Here is a 19,623-nt window from a genome sequence, read left to right on the forward strand (position 1 = left end):
AAAAGTAAGCTTAACGTTAGCTTTGATAAAAATTGAAGAAATCCATAAAGTAGGTCAGCATAAGTCTACTCATAAGTTATTAGTTCACACGTTATCATTACCCAATTTTACCTTGCCCTTTAATGGTAATTAGAAAACCGTGTATATCATTACATACGTTTTCAATCGCTTCATTCTCTGATGTTGCAGCCTTTGTATCATCTAATGTTGATTCTAGTTTATATCCTCTGAGTCCAATTCCAGCTTTACATAATTCATTAGCATGTTTACCACCTAATGTTATATAGACTTCAGCAAGATAGACTGAATGCCAATGCTTTAGTGAGTTACCAGTTAATACGGGTATGTCATAAACTCTAATTTCAACTACTATTCTAGCAGTTGTGTTAGTATTTCCAAAAAGTTTATAGACTAGTATTTCCAAATTGAATTATACAAGATTTGGTTCAAGCTTATGAGGAAGAGAAGGACGCTAGGATTAAGGAGAGAATTCTCTCAGTAAAGTTGCACTTAGTTGACGGTAAATCGGAGAAGAAAGTTTCGAAAATGCTGAACAAGGGTTATTCCACAATAAAATTGTGGGTTGGCAAGTACAAGAAAGAAGGTCTTAATGGACTAAGAGACAAGCCCAGATCGGGAAGACCGAGAAAAGCTGAAAAAGGAAAAATAAAACAAATTCTAGAAGACCAGCCGCAAAAATATGGAATACAAGAAGAGTACTGGACAATGAGAACATTCAAGATAGCATTACAAGAACAAGGAATAGAATACAAGAAATCCAGGCTATACGAGCTAGTTCACGAACTAGGATATAACTTGGTAAAACCTAGGCCTACTAACGTTCAAGCAAAAAAGGACATGTGGGACGACTTTAAAATTGGAAGGAGAGGCTCTCTTCTTTCTAGACGAGAGTAGGATAGTCATTAGTACGGCAATTAGGAAGGTTTTGGCTAAGATTTATAGTAAGCCAGTAATGCACGTTAATATGGGTTTTTCTTCACTTCACGTTTTTCTCGCTATAAACGCGTGGACTGGTGAAGTGGTTGTTGGTATTCTTAGGAGGACTAATTCTGAGTCTTTGAAGTACTTCTTGAGGTACTTTAAGATGGTAATGGGAGGGTCTACATGGTTATGGATAATTATTCTCCTCACAAGACTAGGCTTGAGGTTTGTCGCAGGAAGGGCATTCATCCCATATTTACTCCTCCCTATTCGCTTTAGCTTAATATGGCAGAGGCGGTCTTCAAGCCCTTCAAGATATACATAAGTAATAAAGTATTTCACTCGATAGATGAGGTTGTAAATTGTATTAAACAGTTCTTTGAGGAAAATAAGTATAAGTTTAATCTTAAGGCAATAAAATACTTAGGATTAGATAAAATTGAGGTCTAAAGACTTTCCGGCGTTCTATATAGGAAATACTAGTGATGTAAGTTCCCCGAAAAACATTAATACTAATATCGTGAGTATGAAGTGTGAAGTGTAAGGTTGCAATCGATATTGGAGGAACTTTTACTGATTTCATAATACTCTCCGAGGTAGGTGAAGTTAGTACGATAAAATTTTTAACTAATCCCAGAAATCCTGGTGAGGTAATACAAAATGTAATAAAAGGCTTAAACTGCGAGGTAGAGGAGGTAGTGCATGCCACGACATTAGCTACAAACGCTTTATTAGGGCAGGAGAATCTTAACATTCCCAGAACTGCTCTTCTTACTACTAAAGGTTTTAGAGATGTAATAGAAATAGGGAGACAAAATAGGCCTAGATTGTATGATCTGTATTTCGAAAAACCTAAACAAATAGTCCCCAGAGAGTTAAGAATAGAGGTAGATGAGAGAGTTAATGCAGATGGTGAAATTTTAAAAGAGGTAGATGAGATAGAGGTAGAGGAAAAGGTAAGCAAGATAAAAGCCGAAGCCGTAGCAGTGAGTTATTTACACTCTTATATTAATCCACATAATGAATTAAAGACTAAGGAGGTCTTAAAGAAATATTTTAAGTATATCTCAATATCCTCAGAAGTAGCTCCAGAACCACGAGAGTACGAAAGAACTTCTACCACGGTAATTAATGCAGCTTTAATGCCAATAGTCTCCTCTTATCTTGAAAATATCCAGTCTTCTTTACCGACTGATAATTTTTATATAATGTCAAGCTCTGGAGGGCTAGTAGATATTAATGAGGCTTTAAATAAGTCCGTCCAATTAATAGAATCTGGTCCTGCAGCTGGAGTGATAGCGTCAGCCAGTTTCCTTCCCGAGGAGAACTTAATAAGTTTTGATATGGGAGGGACTACAGCAAAAGCGGGAGTCGTAATAAACGGCAAATTCGAGATAACTTCTGAGTATGAAGTAGGAGGAGAGGTTCATCACGGTAGAGTGGTTAAGGGTAGCGGGTACCCGATAAGGTTTCCCTTTGTGGACTTAGCAGAAGTTTCAGCTGGAGGAGGTACGATTATATGGAGAGATGAGGCTAACGCTTTAAGGGTGGGACCGATAAGTGCTGGTGCAGATCCCGGACCGATATGTTATAACAAAGGGGGAAATAAACCAACGATAACTGATGCTAATTTAGTCTTAGGTAGACTTGGAGAGGAATTATTAGGAGGAAACATGAAACTTTATAAAGAGAAGGCCTTAGAGGGCTTATCTAGACTAGGTGATCCATATGAGGTAAGTAAAGTCGCGTTAGATTTAGTCAATTTAGAAATGGCTAGGGCTATAAGGTTAGTTACTGTTGAGAGGGGCTTAGATCCGTCAAATTTCTCTCTTATAGCTTTTGGAGGGGCTGGTCCTCAACATGCGTTATATTTAGCCGATGAGATAGGTATAAAAAGGGTAATAATTCCACCTTATCCTGGACTGTTTAGTGCATTAGGACTTTTACTTGCTGACTGGCGTTTTGAGGCTAGGAAATCTTACCCTAAAGACTTAGAGAGGGACTTCAAGGAGTTAGAAAATAAATTAATTGAAAGGCTCAAAAAGGTTGATTACTTCATTAGATATGCCGATGTTAGATATAAGGGGCAGGGATGGGAACTGACAATTCAGGTTCCAGAAAACGTTAATGAAATTAGAAAGGTGTTCGAGGATAAACATTTAGCTACATATGGTTTCGTTATGAGTGATAGGGAAATAGAGATAGTTACTATAAGGGTGTTCGCAATTAGAAGGAGAGTTACGCCAAAAATATCACCTACATTTGGGAACGAAAACAAACCTAAGGAAATTAGAAAGGTTCTAATAGAAGATGATTGGGTTAATACAGAGGTCTACGTTAGGGAGAAGTTACCTAAGGGATTTGAAATAAGGGGTCCGGCAATTATTGAGGAGTATAGCTCTACTATCGTGGTCAAGCCAGGTTGGAAGGCTTTAGTAGATGATTCAATTATAATGGTGAGAGAATGACGAGTTGGGAAATAATTCATAAGGCTTTTGAATTTATTGCAGAAGAAATGGGAGTTATGTTAAAGAGATCGGCGATGTCACCTAATATTAGGGAGAGAATGGACCACAGTTGTGCCATTTTAGACGCTGAGGGAAATATCATAGCTCAGGCTGAGCATATACCCGTTCATCTAGGTTCCTTCAGTGTAGGAGTTAAGAATACTCTGAAAATCGTTAATTTAGAAGAGGGCGATATGGTTATATTAAATGACCCTTACATTTCTGGTACTCACTTAAATGACGTAATGCTGTTAGCCCCTATTTATTATAACGGTAAACTCATAGGATACGTTGTTAATAAAGCTCATCATGTAGACGTAGGAGGACCTTCTCCAGGGAGTTTAAACCCTTATGCCACTACAATATATGAGGAGGGACTTGTAATACCTCCAGTAAAGATAATTAAGAAGGGTAAGCTAAACGAGGAGATAGTTGAGATTATTAGAGAGAACTTTAAGGTTCCAGAAGTATCCTTAGGTGATTTAAATGCTCAGATCTCAGCTAACTTAAACGGTGTATTGAGAGTAAAGCAGCTAATAGATAAATACGGCTTAGATAGAGTTTTATCTTCCTGGGCAAAATCAATTGAATACGGAAGATCCTTAGCTCTTTCTGAAATTTCTAAATGGAATGAGGGTTCATTTGAGGATGAGGATTACTTAGAATTGGATACTTTAAAGAGAATAAGGGTTAAAATAACTATTAGTGATAAGGGAATAATTGCAGACTTTAATGGAACTGATAATCAAGTTGAAGCTCCATTTAACGCAGTATACGGTGTTACTTTTTCTGCAGTGAGTTTTGTGGTTAGGTCTTTAATAGGGAAGGACATTCCTACTAATGAGGGGTTTTATAGCGTAATTAAGGTAATAGCACCAGAGGGTACTATAGTTAATCCATTAAAGCCTGCAGCAGTCGGAGGAGGAAACGTTGAAACTTCACAGAGGATTGCAGATGTCACATTTAAAGCGTTTTCACACTCAATTCCAGTACCAGCTGCAAGCTCTGGTACCATGATGAACGTAATGATGGGGGGCACTTATAAGGGAAAATATTGGGCTTACTATGAGACTATAGGGGGAGGTATGGGGGGAAGACCAAATAAGGATGGAGTGTCTGGGGTTCATGTAAATATGACGAATACGTTAAATACTCCCATAGAAATAGCTGAAAGGCATTATCCAATACTTTTCACTACATATAGAATAAGAGAAGGAAGCGGAGGAAAGGGTATGTATAGGGGAGGAGATGGAATAATAAGAGCATTTAAGGTTTTAGAGAAAACTAAGCTCTCAATAATGGCTGAAAGATTTAAGGTTCCACCTTGGGGATTAAAGGGAGGAGAGAACGGAAAGCCAGGGAGGGTTACAATTATCAGAAAGGGTAATGTTGTAGAGGAAATGCCCAGTAAGTTCTCCACTATTTTAAATCCGGGAGATGAGGTAATAATTGAAACCCCAGGGGGAGGAGGATATGGAAGCGAGAAATAGTGATCTATTACTCTTTTTTCATTCAATTTTAGCTAAACATTTTAAATTATAAGAGGCATGTAAGTAACAGTTTATGGCTATAAAATTAGAAAAGTTAATTTTCTTTCATAATTTTACTATGCTTCGTAAACTGCCCACCCAGATACTCACCATCGTACCTAGCAAACTACTTCAAGGGGAAATCAGCCAGACAAGTCTTGAAGAAATTCCCAGAGTTAAGAAAATACACAAACCCCGTCTGGGTGAGGCTTGTCATTCTTTGTCAGAAAAAGTTAAAAGTGTGTTTTATAATGTTTATTGTAATGAGTATAAGTACTAGTGCAGAAATATATTACGAGGAAGCGGAGGAGTTTTTATCTAAGGGTGATCTTGTTCAAGCTTGTGAGAAGTATTATAAGGCTGCTGAGGAGGCTATAAAGCTTCTTGTTATAGAAAATAACCTAAAAGAAATAATAAATGAGGCAGAAGAGCACGGGTGGGATTCTAAGACATTAAATGATGCGGTAACTGAACTGTCTTATAAGCTTGGAGATAATATAATAGACATGTGGGCATCAGCGGTAACACTTTTTACTGCAAGGAAATTTATGGATAAAGATTTAATAGAGAATTATAAGAAAGACATTAAGACGCTAATTGAGGAGGCCAAGCAAAGATTTAGCATTAAAGTTCTTAAATGAGGCTGAGGAGTTTTTATCTAAGGGTGATCTTGTTCAAGCTTGTGAGAAGTATTATAAGGCTGCTGAGGAGGCTATAAAGCTTCTTGTTATAGAAAATAACCTAAAAGAAATAATAAATGATGTTGAGAGCAAGGGAAGATGGGAAAGCGAAAACTTGTTTAAAGCTTCCAAATTATTACGAAGTAATAATCTTGAAATACTAATTCTATGGAAAAGCGCATGGACTCTTCATGTGGAAGGATTCCATGAGCTTAGTTTAAACGAGAAGGAAGTTAAAAAACTTAAGGAAGATGTTAAGAAACTAGTTATATTTGCCATTAATAGTTAAGGATTTTACTCCTAATTATAGCTTTTTTCCTTAACCTTTCTTCTATACTTGATAATACTAAACATAAAATATTACTAGTAAGAATAAACTGCTTTTGAATTGTTCTTTAAGTGTTTACTCATAATTTATCTATATATTATATGAAATAATTATTTTTAGATATTTTATTAAAAATTTATCTCTTCCAAAGGGAGTGTGGATAACAATTTTGTTAATTCAGTATAAATTATATAAAGTATAATTTTATTTTCAATTCACCACAAGATTTATCAGTTATTAAAGTATGGTGCTGTAATTTTAACCTTATTCAAAATTTTTATTGTGAATCAGAGGTTTATAATGATATATGGCTTTTTTGGTGCTTTAATAGGAAACGAAGTATTGGTAGCATTAAGTGTCGAATGGAGTGGAAAAACTACTGATAATAGGCTAATAGCAGTTTATTTATCGTCTGCCATCTTAGGTTCAATTTCATTCCTTTTCCTTAGTCAACAATTGGGACTTATTTCTATCCTACTTAGTATGGGAATCCTCCTTTATCATTCAAAGGAATACTTAGGTGTATCAAAAATAGGCTTGTCACCTACAACCTACAATTGGTTACTATTTTACTCTATCATGATATCATCTGCTATAGTAGCGTTCCAACTTGGATTGGGATGTACAATACCTTACATAAACCTAATATTCCCTGCTAGCATGATTTTGGCAGTGATGGATAGAGATATCGCCCTTGTAACTGGAGTAAAAATTGCTAGACATTGGGAAAACGTATTGGCTTTCATACTATTAGCTATTGGGATGGGAATTTACCCTAATGGTAGTATTTTAATGATTTTAGCGTGGATTTTATCGTTTCACGCTTCTGGGTTATACAGATTTAAGGGAAGGAGGTATCCGATTCTCCACTTGGGCATTGCTTGGATATATCTTTTGATTGCGTCAATATTAGTTTTCAGTTATGATATATACATTCACGCAATAGCAGTGGGTTTTCTCTTCAACACAGTATTTGGAGTTGATGTAGTAATGATGGATTTGTTTGTCAATGCCTTCAATAGAAGGATACACGTAAAACCTTCATATATTCCATTTATCTTGTTAAATGTTGGTTTAACAATGAGGTTCTTGTACAATTTCGGATTATCAATACCAATTCTTTTATTGGCCTCTCCATTACAAGGAATTGGAATACTTTCATTTTTTGTATTAACACTTAAACAAGTGGTGAGGCTAAATGAATAGAGGTAAAGTTAGAAATCATGCGTTATATTTCCTAGGAGTACTCACTTATGTAGTTGCTCTACTACCGTTCCTCAGTGTTAATTTAGTAAAGGCATTGGTACTTATTCCAATAATAGCTTACACTTTACCTATAATGGAATATTTACAACCTAAAATTATGTCCTTAAAGATAGGATATAAGGACATTCTGGTAATGAAACCTCCGATTATCCCTTATGTATTTCTCCCTTATAACGAGATAAGGATAGTCTACGTTTCGATACCGTTAGTGCTAATGTTACTCACATTGACATTATATCTTACAAAATACACCATGTGGGGGAACGTAATAGGTACTGCATTTGAAGCATCTATATCGATTGTATGGGGATTATTCATTAATAACCCTCTCTTCCTTATACCATCAATATACTAGCTTCTCTACATTTTTACTGGCGCATTATACGTGGAATATAAGATACCGTATAGGAAACTAGATAGGAGGGTTGTACAGATAAGTTGGGTTATCTCATTAGTTCTACTAATAGTGCTGAGTTTAAAGAACCCAATCACTCTAATAACGTTAATTGAGCCGTCAACTAGATACCTAATACCGGGAGAAAAGCTGAAATCTCCTAAGGAAATAAGGGAATTAGGCAGGAGAGGATCAAAGAAGGATATACTCTTTGTAGTGTTGTTAATGATAACTTATACTTTATCAAGAATATTTCTCACCATCTAGTTTCTATAAGGGAAGTATTTGATCTGAGCAAAACTTTCGCTGTTGTTACCTTTTTCCCCCAACTTTTCCCTAAGTTAAATGACTAAGCATTCTACCTTCTGGGTCTCTAACCTGAGCCTAAGTTAAAGCCAATTATAAATATCAGAGTACTAGTCTATTAGAAAAATTGCATGACTTATAAATACAATCGACACTAAATATATTCAGAGAAAGTAAGAAATAACTCGATTAATGGGATAAGAGGTACTAAATTAAAAAAATTTGCATATATAAGAAGTTTTATAAACCATAAGGAGAATCTTATATTATGTCTCAAGAGGTTAGGATTGCAAAGACGTTAGATGCTAGGGGGATGTATTGCCCCGGCCCAGTTTTAGAAACTGCAAAGGCAATTAAGCAAATAAATGTTGGTGAGGTTTTGGAAATACTTGCAACTGATCCTGCTGCGAAACCTGACATTGAAGCGTGGGCTAGGAGAACCGGAAACCAAGTAGTTGACATACAACAACAAGGAGGAGTAACAAGGATATTAATTAAAAGAATGAAATAATTAGGAGTAAGTAATTATTGATTTCCTTTTTTTATACCATTTTCTTTAAATTTCGGTATTAAATTGATAGGATAGGATTGCCTTATATTCCATTTGTCAGTCTTAAATGGTTCTCCATCTATTGTAATTACTCTTTCAGCTATGATATCACAATATTTACATTCCTTGCAACTTCTCGTATCGCAATCGTTGGTAAGGAAGAACTTTATCCATCCCTCAGGGAACTTTGTATTGTCTATCTTCACTTTAGTTAGTACAGAATAGGATGATGGCCCATTAACCATCTGAATAGCCTTTGTTGCCGCTCTCCCTTGAGGGTAGCTAACAAGATCTAAGAGATCTCCTTCATACATTCTCTCGGTAAAAGCCTTAACCACGTTCAATATCCATTCTGTCTTTTTATTTCTCCCAGCGATCTTAAACCTATTTATCCCTATCTCCTCGTAGTATTTTATATCCTCTGGCCTAATCCACCTACTCCTTATCAAATTTACTGGATCGTTTAAGACATCAGTTGCACATAATAATATAGGATACTCAAACCAAACGTCATTTACTCCGTTTACCATAGAAGTAATTGATGAAATTCCGTCATGTGTAAGCCTAAACGGGCAACCGTAAAGACAAGAATTGTTGAGTATTAACTCCACGTCGAATTTATTAGTTTTAGATAATGAAGCAATCTCCTTTAATAATTTGAAATCCCTATTTGCATCCTCATGCATAATAATAGTGTTTACACCTAAATTCGCATACTCCTCAACTTCCCTCACATTGTGAATTCTAGAAAACGATGAGGCTGATACTTCTAAGTCAGGGTATTCACTTCTTATTAGCCTAATAAGAAAGGGTACTGCTATTATGAAACCATCAACTCCTAGACTTACTAACTTGTCGATCTCTTTCATTACTTTACCAATAAATTCTGCGTCATATTCCTTGCCTAATAATGTGTTAGTATTCATTGTGTAAAGAAATTTTATGCCATAAGAATGTGCTATACTAATGTGATTCTTGAACTGTTCTTCCTTAATATCGGGTATGATAAAACCAGCCCTACCGTGTCCAGTTATTGTCCTCTTAAAACTTCCAAAAATGTATTTAACCTCTGGATACTTTTTTAATTCTTCCAATAGGGAATCATCGAAATTTGTAGCAACTACCAGCTTCATATGATATCAGACTTTTTCCATTTAAATAAGATTGGCTAAGGAAAAACATGTGGGAAATAGTTTAACGGGGTTTATTAGGAAAAAGTTATTTAGGAACTTCACATCCAGCGGTCGTTATTTCCCTTTAAATACTGGTCTCCTTTTTTCAAAGAACGCCCTAGCTCCCTCCTTAGCGTCTTCTGACGCTAACGCTTGGTTTTGCATTTCCCTTTCTAGGGCAAACGCATTATACCAAGGTAAATCCATTCCTTCGTTTACCGCTAATTTCGTAAATCCTACAGCTAATGATGGACCTTTAGCCACTTGTCTTGCAAATTCAAAGGACTCTTCAAATAGTTTTTCGGGTTCTATTAATCTGTCCAATATTCCGAGTTCATAGGCCTCTTTAGGAGAGAGCGTCTTTCCGGTTACTATTAAGTATATTGCCTTAGATCTACCCACTAACCTAGCTAAAAACTGTGTTCCACCCTCCCCTGGTATTAGGGCCAAATTGGCTACTTCTGGCATACCAAATTTTATATTTTCATCGTTAGCTCCAAATCTTAAATCACTCGCCAACGCAAGTTCTAACCCACCTCCCATACAATGCCCGTTTATGCTAGCAATTATTAGTTTCTTAGTGGACATCATCCTAAGCATAACCTCCTTACTAAACTGACTCGATAATCCAATATACTCGGGGGACTTATCCTTTATTTCATTTATATCAAATCCTGCAGAGAAGAACCTAGGAATATTACTAGTTATGAGTATGGCTTTAACGTTTTGGTCGAATCTCGATTCAACTATTATATTATCTAATTCCCTCAACATCTCAAGATTATGTGCGTTTGCTGGAGATCTATTTAATTTAATAATTCCTACTCCGTCTTCGACTTCTATTTTGAAGTACTTTGGATTTAACTCACTTAAGCCCATCAGTCTCACCTAATATACCCTTCTATTCCTATTTATATCTGGTAACTCTAAACCTAGAGGAGTAATTAGTTCTTTAATATCCTTAATGTATAACTGTCTCATTTCATCATTCCTCATTTTCTTTATCCCATACTTGTATGCCAAATCTATTGTAATCGACTTAGAGTGGCCAAACATGTCCAAGCCTCTAGGGAACCACTTATTTATTAATGCCTGCGCTAAATCCCTCTTGCCTTCCTCAACTAGCTTCTTAATACCAGTATATCCAAAGTTGATATGAAATTCCTCCTCCATCATCATGGTGGGTATTATCCTAGATAAGGGACCAAAACTAGAATCCTCAAAGGCTAATAGCTGGAACATTCCTACTCTATCTATTAAAAAGGTGAAGCCTAAGGTATCTTCCCACATATTGAATGGAATATTAAATGCGTCGAGCTTATGTCTACCCATTCGCCTAGATAGTAGATCTTCAGCTATTTTCTTTCCCTCCTCACCGAATTCCTTTAATATCTGAATTACTTGCCATCCGTGCCTCATCTCATCTACCATAATTCTCGAGATAGTTACCCTATCAGATAGTTTTGGTGCATGAATTAACCAAGGCATATGCTGCTCTATTGACGCAAATTCTGTATCCCCTTGAACTGACAATAGCTTAAATAAGACTTCAACTGCTTCTGGTGGAAGATCATATATTGACTCAAACTTTCTTAATCCCTTATACTCTCCCCATCCAACGACTCTTTTAGGCTTTTTGTATTCCACAACTACCATCATTATACCAATTGTACTTAAAAGTATATAACGTTTTCTGTACGTAGAAAGAAAAAAGCGAAAAGCATAAAAGTTTCTAAAAAATAGATACTTAATGAGTTACTATGCAAAAATTTAACAGTGTAAGGGAACTGTCACAAGATCTAAAAAACACCTTAATAGAGATAATAGTGTTAAGGGCAGACTTCGAATTAGGCATGGTAGAACAAATTTCACCCTGGCTAGTTAACGCGCCAACAGTAGATGATAGATTATTTACGGCTAAGCTAGTTTCAGATGAGCTGAATCATGGTTGGCAACTAGTGAGATTACTGGAAGAGTTTAACGTTAAGGATAGAGTAGTTAAAATTGAAGAAGCTAGATTGGGAATCCATATGTTGGATATATCTAATATGCCTCTATTTAACTGGGAAGATGTCATAGCGTTTGTATTTCTAGTAGATAGAGCTGGGTTATATCAGTTGAGAGTAATTAAGGATTGTTCATTTGAACCATTAGCCAATTTGGCCTCTAGCATGATTAAGGAGGAAGAGAGCCATTTATTTTTCTCTAAAAACGTATTGAAGGCCTATCAGAATAAGAATAGGTTACAAGCTGCGCTCAACTTCTGGTTCCCTAGAGCCTTAGAGATGCTATATAAAGTGAAATCCCTAAATGAGGTTCATCTTAGAGACCTTAACGTTTCCGAATTGATAAGTGATAAACTCATTGAAGACTACGTAAGATCGACTAATGATGAGATGAGGAATTTTGGATTTGTTGAAGTAAACTACGATAAAAATCTCCACTATAATATTGTACTAAAATAAATTGCGAGATTTTAACGTACTAGATTAACAGCGTAAACTATATAAATTGGTTTAAAAAATTAAATAATAATGACTGCTAAGTATGGTAGAATTTTAAATGTAACTGATGCGTTGTTTTCAAAATGGGAAGATAGTGAGGCAGATAAAAGAATAGCAATTTATTATAAAGATGAAGTTTGGTCATATCGCAAGGTAATAGAGGAAATAAATAGGGTAGGTAATGCCCTAAGGGAATTAGGAGTGGAGAAAGAAAATAGAATATTGATAATAGCGTATGATACACCGTTCTTTATATCGATTTTCTATAGTGCCATGAAAATTGGTGCGATCCCGGTACCAGTTAACACTTATTTAAAACCAGAGGAGTATCTTTTCCTTTTGGAGGATACTGGAGCTAAGGTATTGGCAATTGAACCAGACATTTGGCCCAAGTTATCTCCATACCTTAAAGGTAGAGCTGATAAACTTAAACATGTTATAATTTTGCCCAGTATATCAGAAACGCAGAAGATCACTTTCGAGGATCATAATCACAAGGCAGAGTTGAGTTTTTATCATGGACTTGTTTCTACAGCCTCCACTCACTTAGAAGCTGAAAAGACTTCTCCAAACGATATGGCGTTTTGGCTCTATACGTCAGGGACTACGGGACATCCTAAAGCAGCAGTTCACTTACATAAAGACATATTAGTTGTTCTCGATACCTATGTGAAAAACGTTCTCAAAATCAGTGAAAAAGATAGACTATTCAGCGCCTCTAAACTATTTTTCGCTTATGGATTAGGAAATGGATCCTACTTCGCCTTTGGTAACGGTGCCTCGACAGTTCTGATGCCAGATAGAGTAGAACCCAGAAGGGTATTGGAGACCATACATAAATACAAGCCTACTATCTTCTTTGGAGTGCCTACTTTATATAACGCAATGCTACATGTAGAGGATTGGAAGAATTACAACTTAACTAGTTTAAGATTTTGCGTTTCTGCTGGAGAACCCTTACCCCCGTTAATATATATTAAATGGAAAGAGAGATACGGCGTAGAAATTCTAGATGGTATTGGTTCCACTGAGGCACTTCACATATATATCTCTAACATTCCAAGTAATTCTAAGCCTGGATGTACTGGGAAACCAGTCCCTGGATATGAGGTTAAAATAGTAGATGAAGATGGCAATGAGGTTCCTCCTAAAACTATAGGGGATCTCTACGTAAAAGGAGATAGTGTAGCCATGTTTTACTGGAATGATTACGAAAGTACTAGAAAGAACATGATGGGATCTTGGTTTAGAACTGGAGATAAGTTTTACAGAGATGACGAGGGATATTATTACTACGTTGGAAGGTCTGACGATATGGTTAAGACTGCGGGATTATGGGTTTCTCCAATAGAAGTGGAATCTGCGCTATTATCACATCCTGCAGTTCTTGAGGCTGCAGTTGTAGGTATTCCAGATGAAGTAGGATTAGTAAGGGTAGTTGGGTTTGTTACGCTAAAACAAGGGTATTCGCCAAGTAGTGAATTAGCTGAGGAGATAAGGAATTACCTTAGGGAAAAATTAGACCATTATAAGGTTCCTAAAGAAATAAGGTTTATTACGGAAATTCCTAAGACTGCAACCGGTAAGATACAACGATATAAGTTTAGGCTAGGGGAGATCAAATAATTTATAAGGACAGTTAAAAAAGAAACTAACCCTTTGTAAACATGTCGATGAGCTTTATAACACTTGCTACAACTAAGAAAATTTTTTAGTATTAATTTAAAGGTTATTATTAATGAAGATACAGTCATTGTTCTTTACACTCTATGGAGATTATGTGAAGGATTCTGGAGGAACGATAAGTTCTAAAAGTCTAATCGTAATCTTTAAGGAATTTGGATTTTCCGAAGGAGCAATAAGGGCAGGATTACATAGAATGAAGAAAGCAGGACTTATAGTAGGAATAAAAGGAGAAAATAGGAAAGTTAGCTACAAATTATCAGAAAAAGGTATGCTAAGATTATTGGAAGGAACTAGGAGGGTTTATGAAAAAGTTAGGAGAAGATGGGATAATAAGTGGAGGATAGTAGTATATAATATCCCAGAGAACAATAGAGAACTAAGAGATAAGTTAAGGAGAGAGCTGAAGTGGCTTGGATTTGGTATGTTAGCGCAATCGACGTGGATCTCACCAAACCCAATTGAAGATACCTTAAAGAATTTCATTAACGATCACTATGGTTCATCTAATGGTATACAAGTAGACATTTTCGTTGCAAATTATCTAGGAGAACCTAAGGGACTAGTAGAAAAATGTTGGAATTTATCTGAAGTTGAACAAGCTTATAGAGCGTTCTTAGAAAAATGGACTGGAGTACTAGAAAAGGTAAGTAGTCTAAAAAGTAATGAGGCGTTCGTAACTAGGATACTACTTGTCCACGAATATAGAAAATTTTTAAACATTGATCCAGATTTACCTGAGGATTTATTACCTCCAAATTGGATAGGGTATACAGCATATGATCTATTTATGAAATTAAGGGAGGAACTTACTCCTAAGGCTAACGAGTTCTTTTATAAGGTTTATGAACCATGAAACATTTTTATCCCCTCACATCATCTATTAAAATAACATGTGTAGAATGTTAGCATACCATGGAGATGATAAGGAGTACTTAAAGAGACTTACGAATTGCCTAGCTAAGGCATCACTAAATGACCCATTAACCAATGAAACCCATGGGGATGGCTGGGGAATTGTGGCAATTGCTAGTAATAATTTAATACATTACAGAAGCCATCTCCCAATATTTAAGGACGAAAATCTAGAGAAAATCCTAAACTTGCTAGATGGTGAAATGAAAGTAATAATTCACGCTAGGCAAGCCAGTGATAAGAGATTAATCTCCCCCTATTATTCCCATCCTTATTTAGAAAGTACTCCAAAATCAATACTATTCTTAGCCCATAATGGTAGTGTCGATAAATACAAATTGGGTAATGTACTAGGAATAGACCCCATGCTAATGGTAGACTCAGAACTTGTTGCCAAATATTTTGCAACATACAGCATTAAAGAGATTGACAAGTTGCAGGACGTTACACAATCCGCATTAAATCTGCTAATCATGGAGATAAATAGGATTGATAGATCCTCTACTATCTACTTCTATAACTATTATAGAAAGGATAGGATAAAAAGAAAGGAAGAGTACTATAAGTTATATTTTAATAAAGGTGCTATCTACTCTTCATCTTTAGCCTATACTGGTTGTGAAAAAGGTGAGGAGGTTAAGTTCGGTAATCTGGGAGAGCTATAATGAGTAACATTTTACTGAGGATACTCTGGAGTTAGGTTTTAACTAGAGTATCTTTGGAAGAGGCTAGAAATATTAACGCTAAATTTAGTATTTACGCTAAAAATAGGGAAGGTGTCGCAACAGTAGATCTAGATAGAATAATAGAGGCAAGAGATATGATGAGAGGACCAGTAATTATAGTTAATGGCGGTTTAGGAAGTAAGGAGCTCATAAAGGATAAGAGTTTTGGCGTTAAGGATTGGGAGGAAGCCTTGGATAGTATAAATGAGATTTTTGAGGAGGAAAATGAGTTTGAACTCATATATGGGAGATTGCTAAGAGTTTAAGATGGAAAACCACGCCGAAAGGTTAAAGGAATTGATGGAAGAGGCTAGTTTGCGTTGAGAATAGAGGAGTTAAAAACCAAACCTCCCTCATTAAGAGAATATCTTAACGTTAAACCTTCAAATTTCCCGTCTATATTATTCCTATTTTAAAACATACATTAACTTGAGGTATTTTAACAGATTTCTTAAAATAAATGAATGATATACCAAACTACTAAAGGTGGAATATGATGACATGACTTCAGCCTATGAGAGTAAGGGTAACAAGATTGTGGTTGACGCAGTTACTTTAGACTCTCTTGGCCTAAAAAAGGTAAAATTATTAAAGATTGATGTCGAGCGTGGTGAATTGGAAGTATTGAAAGGAACCACGAATACCTTAGATATAACTGATAAAATTTTGATAGAAGTTAGGAAGGAGTTAGAAAAAGATATAAACTCGTTATTACGTGCAAAGGGATTTAAACTAGTTAAAGTCTACATGACTTATGATAATATTGGAAATTTCTTATATAAGAGAGCTTTATAGCAATTATTGAATAGTTAAAACACTTTTTATATATTACATTCATCTAAGATTTAGTATTTCTATGAAAATACAGAGCCTTACAGTTAACTTTTTAACTATCACATTCTAATATCCCTCATGGATCTATCGAAGCTACTGGAACCAATAAGAATTGGAGATATTGTTTTAAAGAATAGAATAGCCATGTCACCAATGATCAGTAATCTAGGTACGCCGGAGGGTTATCCTAGTGATGCTCATATAGCTTACTTAGCTGAGAGAGCTAAGGGAGGAGTTGGGTTAATAATAACAGAATACACATACGTCAGTATGGGAATCTCATTTTTTGCGTAAAAAACGAGATGAATGGAATACAGAAAAAGTTGAGAGGATGAGAATTTCTGGAGAAAAGTTTGTATATACGAGGGCGAACCTGAATATATGAAACATGAGAATACAACTAAACCGGCGAAGTTCAACCGGGACTTCGCCAGGTCCGCCCTCAAGATAATTTACTCGGTCCTCACTAAAATACTTTTCCCTGAGGAACTCCTCAGTGCCTTGCTTAAGGCGAGTGGGAGCTACTTGAGCAGGTTGGGGAAAGATGGGAGAAGAGCGTTGAGAAAGTTGAACGCGGTTCAAGTTGAGGACGTGAGGGATGCGTTGAGGAAGATGGGAAGGATGACGTTAAGGGGAGTCAGGGACAGGAGGGTAGCAGTGGACTTCCATGCCATACCTCAATATCACGCTGACAAGAGTTTCTTGAGTAGGATAAAGCCAACTAAGGGGACGTCGTGGGGACTGGTTCAAGCTGCGATCTTCCTCCTGGGGAGGACGAGGAGCTTCTTGGACGTGATCCCAGTGACCGTGAAGAACGTAGCTGAAGGTTTCAAGGCGGTGATGGAGGTAATCGTGAAGGAGTTGGAGGAGGACAAGCTGAGGCTCGTCATGGTCTTCGCGGACAGGGAGTTCGCGGTGAACGAAGTGATTAGGTTCCTCTTGGAGTTGGGCTTGGACTTCGTCATATCTGCCAAGGCCCAGATGTACAAGAAGTACAAGGGGATGTTGCAAGATGTGGATGTGAGTTTTGGCGGAGTTAGATATACTGGATTTCTCTGCGTGAGACATGGGAGTGGAGCTTATCTCATTATTCTGAGGAAGGAAGACGGCAAGATTATTGCCTTCCTCGTGAGGAAGGAGATGGATCTTTATGATGCCATAGTCCTTGCCGAGATGTATAGGGAGAGGTGGGGGATAGAGAACGCCTTCCGCTCTCTTGAGGAGTTCAGGATCAGGACTAGGACTTGTGACGTGAGGAAGGAATTGGTTCTCGTTCTGCTTTCCTATCTTCTCTTGAATGTCTGGTTCTTGATCCGCTCTTGGAGGAAGGTAAAGTTGTGGGAGTTCTCGGTCTCCCTCTCGAATCTCCTCGATCGGGAGGTAAGAGTGGAACAAGAACGCGCGTTCCGTGAAGTGAAGACGTCATTCCCCCAGACTCCAGCTAACCCTATGCACCTCCTTCCAGCTACGTGAAATTAATTCTATATATTTATATTCTGCTATTGAAAACTGACTTATTAACTGTCATTTTCATAAAATATATGCAGTTATATTTGAATAAAACTGGTGCGGTTCAATCTTACATATATTATCATTTATATCAGAAAAATGAGATTCCCATACTGACGTTAATCACGTAGACGCTAGGGGATCAGTTAACGAACTGGGAATGGATTCAGATGAGTTAACGCCAAAGTTCATGAGGTTAACTGAGTTAATTCACGCTTTGGGAAGTAAGATTTTTGTGCAACTAGTTCACGTTGGTAGGAAGACTAGAAAGGATATAATTTGGGGTAACAAACCAATAGCCCCTTCTCCCATTCCTATAATGGACGAAGTAAGGGAGATGACTAAGGAGGATATAGAGAGGGTTAAAAACGATTTCATAGACGCATCAATAAGAGCTAAGAGGGCTGGATTTGACGGAATAGAACTTCATGGAGCTCATGGGTATCTATTAGCCCAATTCTTATCTCCCGCGACAAATAAGAGGAATGATGAGTACAAAGATGGTGTAAGGTTTATAGAGGAAATCCTTAAGGGCATAAAGGAAAAAGCTAAAATCACTGTAGGTATAAGAATCAGTGTAACCGAATTCGACAATGAGGGCTTAACTCCAGAAATTGTTGCTGAAATAGGTAAAAAGTTGGAGAAGGCTGGGATAGATTATATTCACTTATCAGCTGGAAGAGATGGTCCTTTGGGTTCCAGCATGCCATACTACTATAAGAGATTGGCATTTCTTGAAGAGGCAAAGGTAGTAAGGGATGCAGTTAATATTCCAATATTTCTTGTTGGATCTGTGATAACTCCAGTAGATGCGATTAAGGCGAGAGAAATTGCTGACGTCGTTGTATTAGGAAGACAATTATTAGCCGATCCCTATTGGCTAGAGAAAGCTAAAAGGGATCTACCAATAAGACCATGTATTAGGTGTAATCAGACATGTAGAGGGGTTGTATATAAAGAGGTAAGATGTGATGTCAACCCCGAATTAGGATGGGAGTTGTTACCACCATTAGAGAAGGGCAAGGGAGAGGTTATTGTAGTGGGAGGAGGCGTAATGGGTTTAGAAGCTGCTAGAGTCTTAGCTTTGAGGGGCTTCACGGTAACTTTATATGAGCAAAACAATAAGTTAGGAGGACAGTTCCTACTTTACAAGGATCCTTGGAAAGTTAAGGAGTTCCAAGAGTTAATTAATTACTATGAGAGGGAGTTAAAGAGACTTAATGTTGAGGTTAAGCTTAACTCTAAGATTGAGTGCTCTGACTGTATAATGGCTATACCTGACTATGAAATACCTAAAATGCCCGACGTCAAGGGAGAAAAATTGCTGATAGATTCTAACCTTTACGTTTATCATGACTATGCGTTTGAGCTAGCTAAATATAATGAGATTTACATTACTGAGAGATCGTTTAAGGGATTGGATAGAACTAGGGAGTACCTCCTAAGAAAGGAGTTAAGTGAAGTTGGTGTGAAGTTCTTAGAGGAAAAAAATAGTATGAAGTTTGACGTGGAAATACATAATATTGCTGATGACCAGCCGAGTATTGGTAAGGCTATACAAAGAGGTTATTGGTTAGGTAGAACTTTCAAGTCATATTAAAAACATTTCATCACGTTTTTTCAGTCCTGGCCACTTTAATCATTCAAATGACATATTGTGTTAACTCTTTTTAAAACTTATGAAGAATATGGTCGGAAACGACTATTTTATTTTGCTAATTATCAGACCAAACACAATATTTGCTCAACAAAACAACGATATAAATAAGAAAAACAAAA

General features: G+C 36.7%; 17 protein-coding genes and 5 pseudogenes. 18 read left to right on the plus strand and 4 right to left on the minus strand.

Going from position 1 to position 19,623, the window contains the following annotated elements:
• Positions 1 to 97: 97 nt before the first annotated feature.
• On the minus strand, positions 98 to 424 hold the full coding sequence (locus SSOP1_RS10170) for a hypothetical protein (protein WP_009992201.1): 327 nt from the start codon (positions 422 to 424) through the stop codon (positions 98 to 100).
• Positions 425 to 432: 8 nt separating this feature from the next.
• Here SSOP1_RS10170 and SSOP1_RS16555 point away from each other — a divergent pair.
• The 9 genes and pseudogenes from SSOP1_RS16555 (at position 433) to SSOP1_RS10220 (ending at position 8,463) form a co-directional block, all read left to right on the plus strand.
• A pseudogene (locus SSOP1_RS16555) lies at positions 433 to 1,392 on the plus strand (IS630 family transposase).
• A gap of 83 nt (positions 1,393 to 1,475) precedes the next feature.
• Complete coding sequence (locus tag SSOP1_RS10185) at positions 1,476 to 3,410, plus strand: hydantoinase/oxoprolinase family protein (protein WP_010923719.1); 1,935 nt, start codon at positions 1,476 to 1,478, stop codon at positions 3,408 to 3,410.
• Positions 3,407 to 4,939, plus strand: a complete 1,533-nt coding sequence (locus tag SSOP1_RS10190) for a hydantoinase B/oxoprolinase family protein (protein ID WP_010923720.1) — start codon at positions 3,407 to 3,409, stop codon at positions 4,937 to 4,939. The genes SSOP1_RS10185 and SSOP1_RS10190 overlap by 4 nt, the downstream gene beginning before the upstream one ends.
• A gap of 122 nt (positions 4,940 to 5,061) precedes the next feature.
• Positions 5,062 to 5,187, plus strand: a pseudogene (locus SSOP1_RS17720) (transposase); the annotation flags it as partial.
• 54 nt (positions 5,188 to 5,241) lie between these two features.
• Positions 5,242 to 5,619, plus strand: coding sequence for a PaREP1 family protein (locus tag SSOP1_RS10200; protein WP_048050306.1), 378 nt, complete (start codon positions 5,242 to 5,244; stop codon positions 5,617 to 5,619).
• On the plus strand, positions 5,576 to 5,947 hold the full coding sequence (locus SSOP1_RS10205; protein ID WP_010923722.1) for a PaREP1 family protein: 372 nt from the start codon (positions 5,576 to 5,578) through the stop codon (positions 5,945 to 5,947). Before SSOP1_RS10200 ends, SSOP1_RS10205 begins: the two co-directional genes overlap by 44 nt.
• A gap of 339 nt (positions 5,948 to 6,286) precedes the next feature.
• The gene (locus SSOP1_RS10210; RefSeq protein WP_173645080.1) at positions 6,287 to 7,192 is read left to right on the plus strand and encodes a nitric oxide response protein; all 906 of its coding nucleotides are present in this window, start codon (positions 6,287 to 6,289) and stop codon (positions 7,190 to 7,192) included.
• A pseudogene (locus SSOP1_RS10215) lies at positions 7,185 to 7,913 on the plus strand (hypothetical protein). The gene SSOP1_RS10210 and the pseudogene SSOP1_RS10215 overlap by 8 nt, the downstream one beginning before the upstream one ends.
• A gap of 307 nt (positions 7,914 to 8,220) precedes the next feature.
• Positions 8,221 to 8,463, plus strand: coding sequence for a sulfurtransferase TusA family protein (locus SSOP1_RS10220; protein WP_009989047.1), 243 nt, complete (start codon positions 8,221 to 8,223; stop codon positions 8,461 to 8,463).
• A gap of 14 nt (positions 8,464 to 8,477) precedes the next feature.
• On the opposite strand, the gene SSOP1_RS10225 is transcribed toward SSOP1_RS10220, so the two are convergent.
• The 3 genes from SSOP1_RS10225 to SSOP1_RS10235 all read right to left on the minus strand — a co-directional run bounded on the left by SSOP1_RS10225 (position 8,478) and on the right by SSOP1_RS10235 (position 11,333).
• On the minus strand, positions 8,478 to 9,635 hold the full coding sequence (locus SSOP1_RS10225; RefSeq protein WP_009989050.1) for a peptidase U32 family protein: 1,158 nt from the start codon (positions 9,633 to 9,635) through the stop codon (positions 8,478 to 8,480).
• 114 nt (positions 9,636 to 9,749) lie between these two features.
• The gene (locus tag SSOP1_RS10230) at positions 9,750 to 10,553 is read right to left on the minus strand and encodes an enoyl-CoA hydratase/isomerase family protein (protein ID WP_012713327.1); all 804 of its coding nucleotides are present in this window, start codon (positions 10,551 to 10,553) and stop codon (positions 9,750 to 9,752) included.
• Between the two features lie 9 nt (positions 10,554 to 10,562).
• Positions 10,563 to 11,333 carry a 1,2-phenylacetyl-CoA epoxidase subunit PaaC gene (locus SSOP1_RS10235; protein WP_010923726.1) on the minus strand — a complete coding sequence of 257 codons (771 nt, stop codon included), beginning with the start codon at positions 11,331 to 11,333 and terminating at the stop codon, positions 10,563 to 10,565.
• Positions 11,334 to 11,434: 101 nt separating this feature from the next.
• Between SSOP1_RS10235 and SSOP1_RS10240 the strand changes: the two genes are divergently transcribed.
• From SSOP1_RS10240 to SSOP1_RS10280, 9 genes and pseudogenes are all read left to right on the plus strand, one after another.
• Positions 11,435 to 12,139 (plus strand): 1,2-phenylacetyl-CoA epoxidase subunit PaaC, encoded by a 705-nt coding sequence (locus tag SSOP1_RS10240; RefSeq protein ID WP_010923727.1) that lies wholly within the window; start codon positions 11,435 to 11,437, stop codon positions 12,137 to 12,139.
• Positions 12,140 to 12,208: 69 nt separating this feature from the next.
• Positions 12,209 to 13,804, plus strand: coding sequence for a benzoate-CoA ligase family protein (locus SSOP1_RS10245; protein WP_063492825.1), 1,596 nt, complete (start codon positions 12,209 to 12,211; stop codon positions 13,802 to 13,804).
• Between the two features lie 112 nt (positions 13,805 to 13,916).
• Positions 13,917 to 14,717: a transcriptional regulator PaaX gene (locus SSOP1_RS10250; protein ID WP_010923730.1), complete on the plus strand. Its 801-nt coding sequence runs from the start codon at positions 13,917 to 13,919 to the stop codon at positions 14,715 to 14,717.
• Positions 14,718 to 14,754: 37 nt separating this feature from the next.
• Positions 14,755 to 15,441 carry a class II glutamine amidotransferase gene (locus SSOP1_RS10255; RefSeq protein ID WP_010923731.1) on the plus strand — a complete coding sequence of 229 codons (687 nt, stop codon included), beginning with the start codon at positions 14,755 to 14,757 and terminating at the stop codon, positions 15,439 to 15,441.
• A 53-nt stretch (positions 15,442 to 15,494) separates the two neighbouring features.
• The gene (locus tag SSOP1_RS10260; protein WP_012713331.1) at positions 15,495 to 15,767 is read left to right on the plus strand and encodes a hypothetical protein; all 273 of its coding nucleotides are present in this window, start codon (positions 15,495 to 15,497) and stop codon (positions 15,765 to 15,767) included.
• Between the two features lie 220 nt (positions 15,768 to 15,987).
• Positions 15,988 to 16,296, plus strand: coding sequence for an FkbM family methyltransferase (locus SSOP1_RS10265; RefSeq protein WP_010923732.1), 309 nt, complete (start codon positions 15,988 to 15,990; stop codon positions 16,294 to 16,296).
• 117 nt (positions 16,297 to 16,413) lie between these two features.
• Positions 16,414 to 16,605 (plus strand): annotated as a pseudogene (locus tag SSOP1_RS10270) (oxidoreductase); the annotation flags it as partial.
• 111 nt (positions 16,606 to 16,716) lie between these two features.
• On the plus strand, positions 16,717 to 17,808 hold the full coding sequence (locus SSOP1_RS10275) for an ISH3-like element ISC1359 family transposase (protein ID WP_010923018.1): 1,092 nt from the start codon (positions 16,717 to 16,719) through the stop codon (positions 17,806 to 17,808).
• Positions 17,809 to 17,953: 145 nt separating this feature from the next.
• Positions 17,954 to 19,444 (plus strand): annotated as a pseudogene (locus SSOP1_RS10280) (FAD-dependent oxidoreductase); the annotation flags it as partial.
• Positions 19,445 to 19,623 lie beyond the last annotated feature (179 nt).

This window comes from Saccharolobus solfataricus, assembly GCF_900079115.1.
Taxonomy (GTDB): Archaea; Thermoproteota; Thermoprotei_A; order Sulfolobales; family Sulfolobaceae; genus Saccharolobus; species Saccharolobus solfataricus.

Coding starts and splice junctions, on each gene's coding strand:
- SSOP1_RS10200 (WP_048050306.1), top strand. CDS start 5,242: ATGAGTATAAGTACTAGTGCAGAAATATATTACGAGGAAGCGGAGGAG.
- SSOP1_RS10235 (WP_010923726.1), bottom strand. CDS start 11,333: ATGATGGTAGTTGTGGAATACAAAAAGCCTAAAAGAGTCGTTGGATGG.
- SSOP1_RS10240 (WP_010923727.1), top strand. CDS start 11,435: ATGCAAAAATTTAACAGTGTAAGGGAACTGTCACAAGATCTAAAAAAC.
- SSOP1_RS10245 (WP_063492825.1), top strand. CDS start 12,209: ATGACTGCTAAGTATGGTAGAATTTTAAATGTAACTGATGCGTTGTTT.
- SSOP1_RS10210 (WP_173645080.1), top strand. CDS start 6,287: ATGATATATGGCTTTTTTGGTGCTTTAATAGGAAACGAAGTATTGGTA.
- SSOP1_RS10220 (WP_009989047.1), top strand. CDS start 8,221: ATGTCTCAAGAGGTTAGGATTGCAAAGACGTTAGATGCTAGGGGGATG.
- SSOP1_RS10275 (WP_010923018.1), top strand. CDS start 16,717: ATGAAACATGAGAATACAACTAAACCGGCGAAGTTCAACCGGGACTTC.
- SSOP1_RS10255 (WP_010923731.1), top strand. CDS start 14,755: ATGTGTAGAATGTTAGCATACCATGGAGATGATAAGGAGTACTTAAAG.
- SSOP1_RS10250 (WP_010923730.1), top strand. CDS start 13,917: ATGAAGATACAGTCATTGTTCTTTACACTCTATGGAGATTATGTGAAG.
- SSOP1_RS10225 (WP_009989050.1), bottom strand. CDS start 9,635: ATGAAGCTGGTAGTTGCTACAAATTTCGATGATTCCCTATTGGAAGAA.
- SSOP1_RS10190 (WP_010923720.1), top strand. CDS start 3,407: ATGACGAGTTGGGAAATAATTCATAAGGCTTTTGAATTTATTGCAGAA.
- SSOP1_RS10230 (WP_012713327.1), bottom strand. CDS start 10,553: ATGGGCTTAAGTGAGTTAAATCCAAAGTACTTCAAAATAGAAGTCGAA.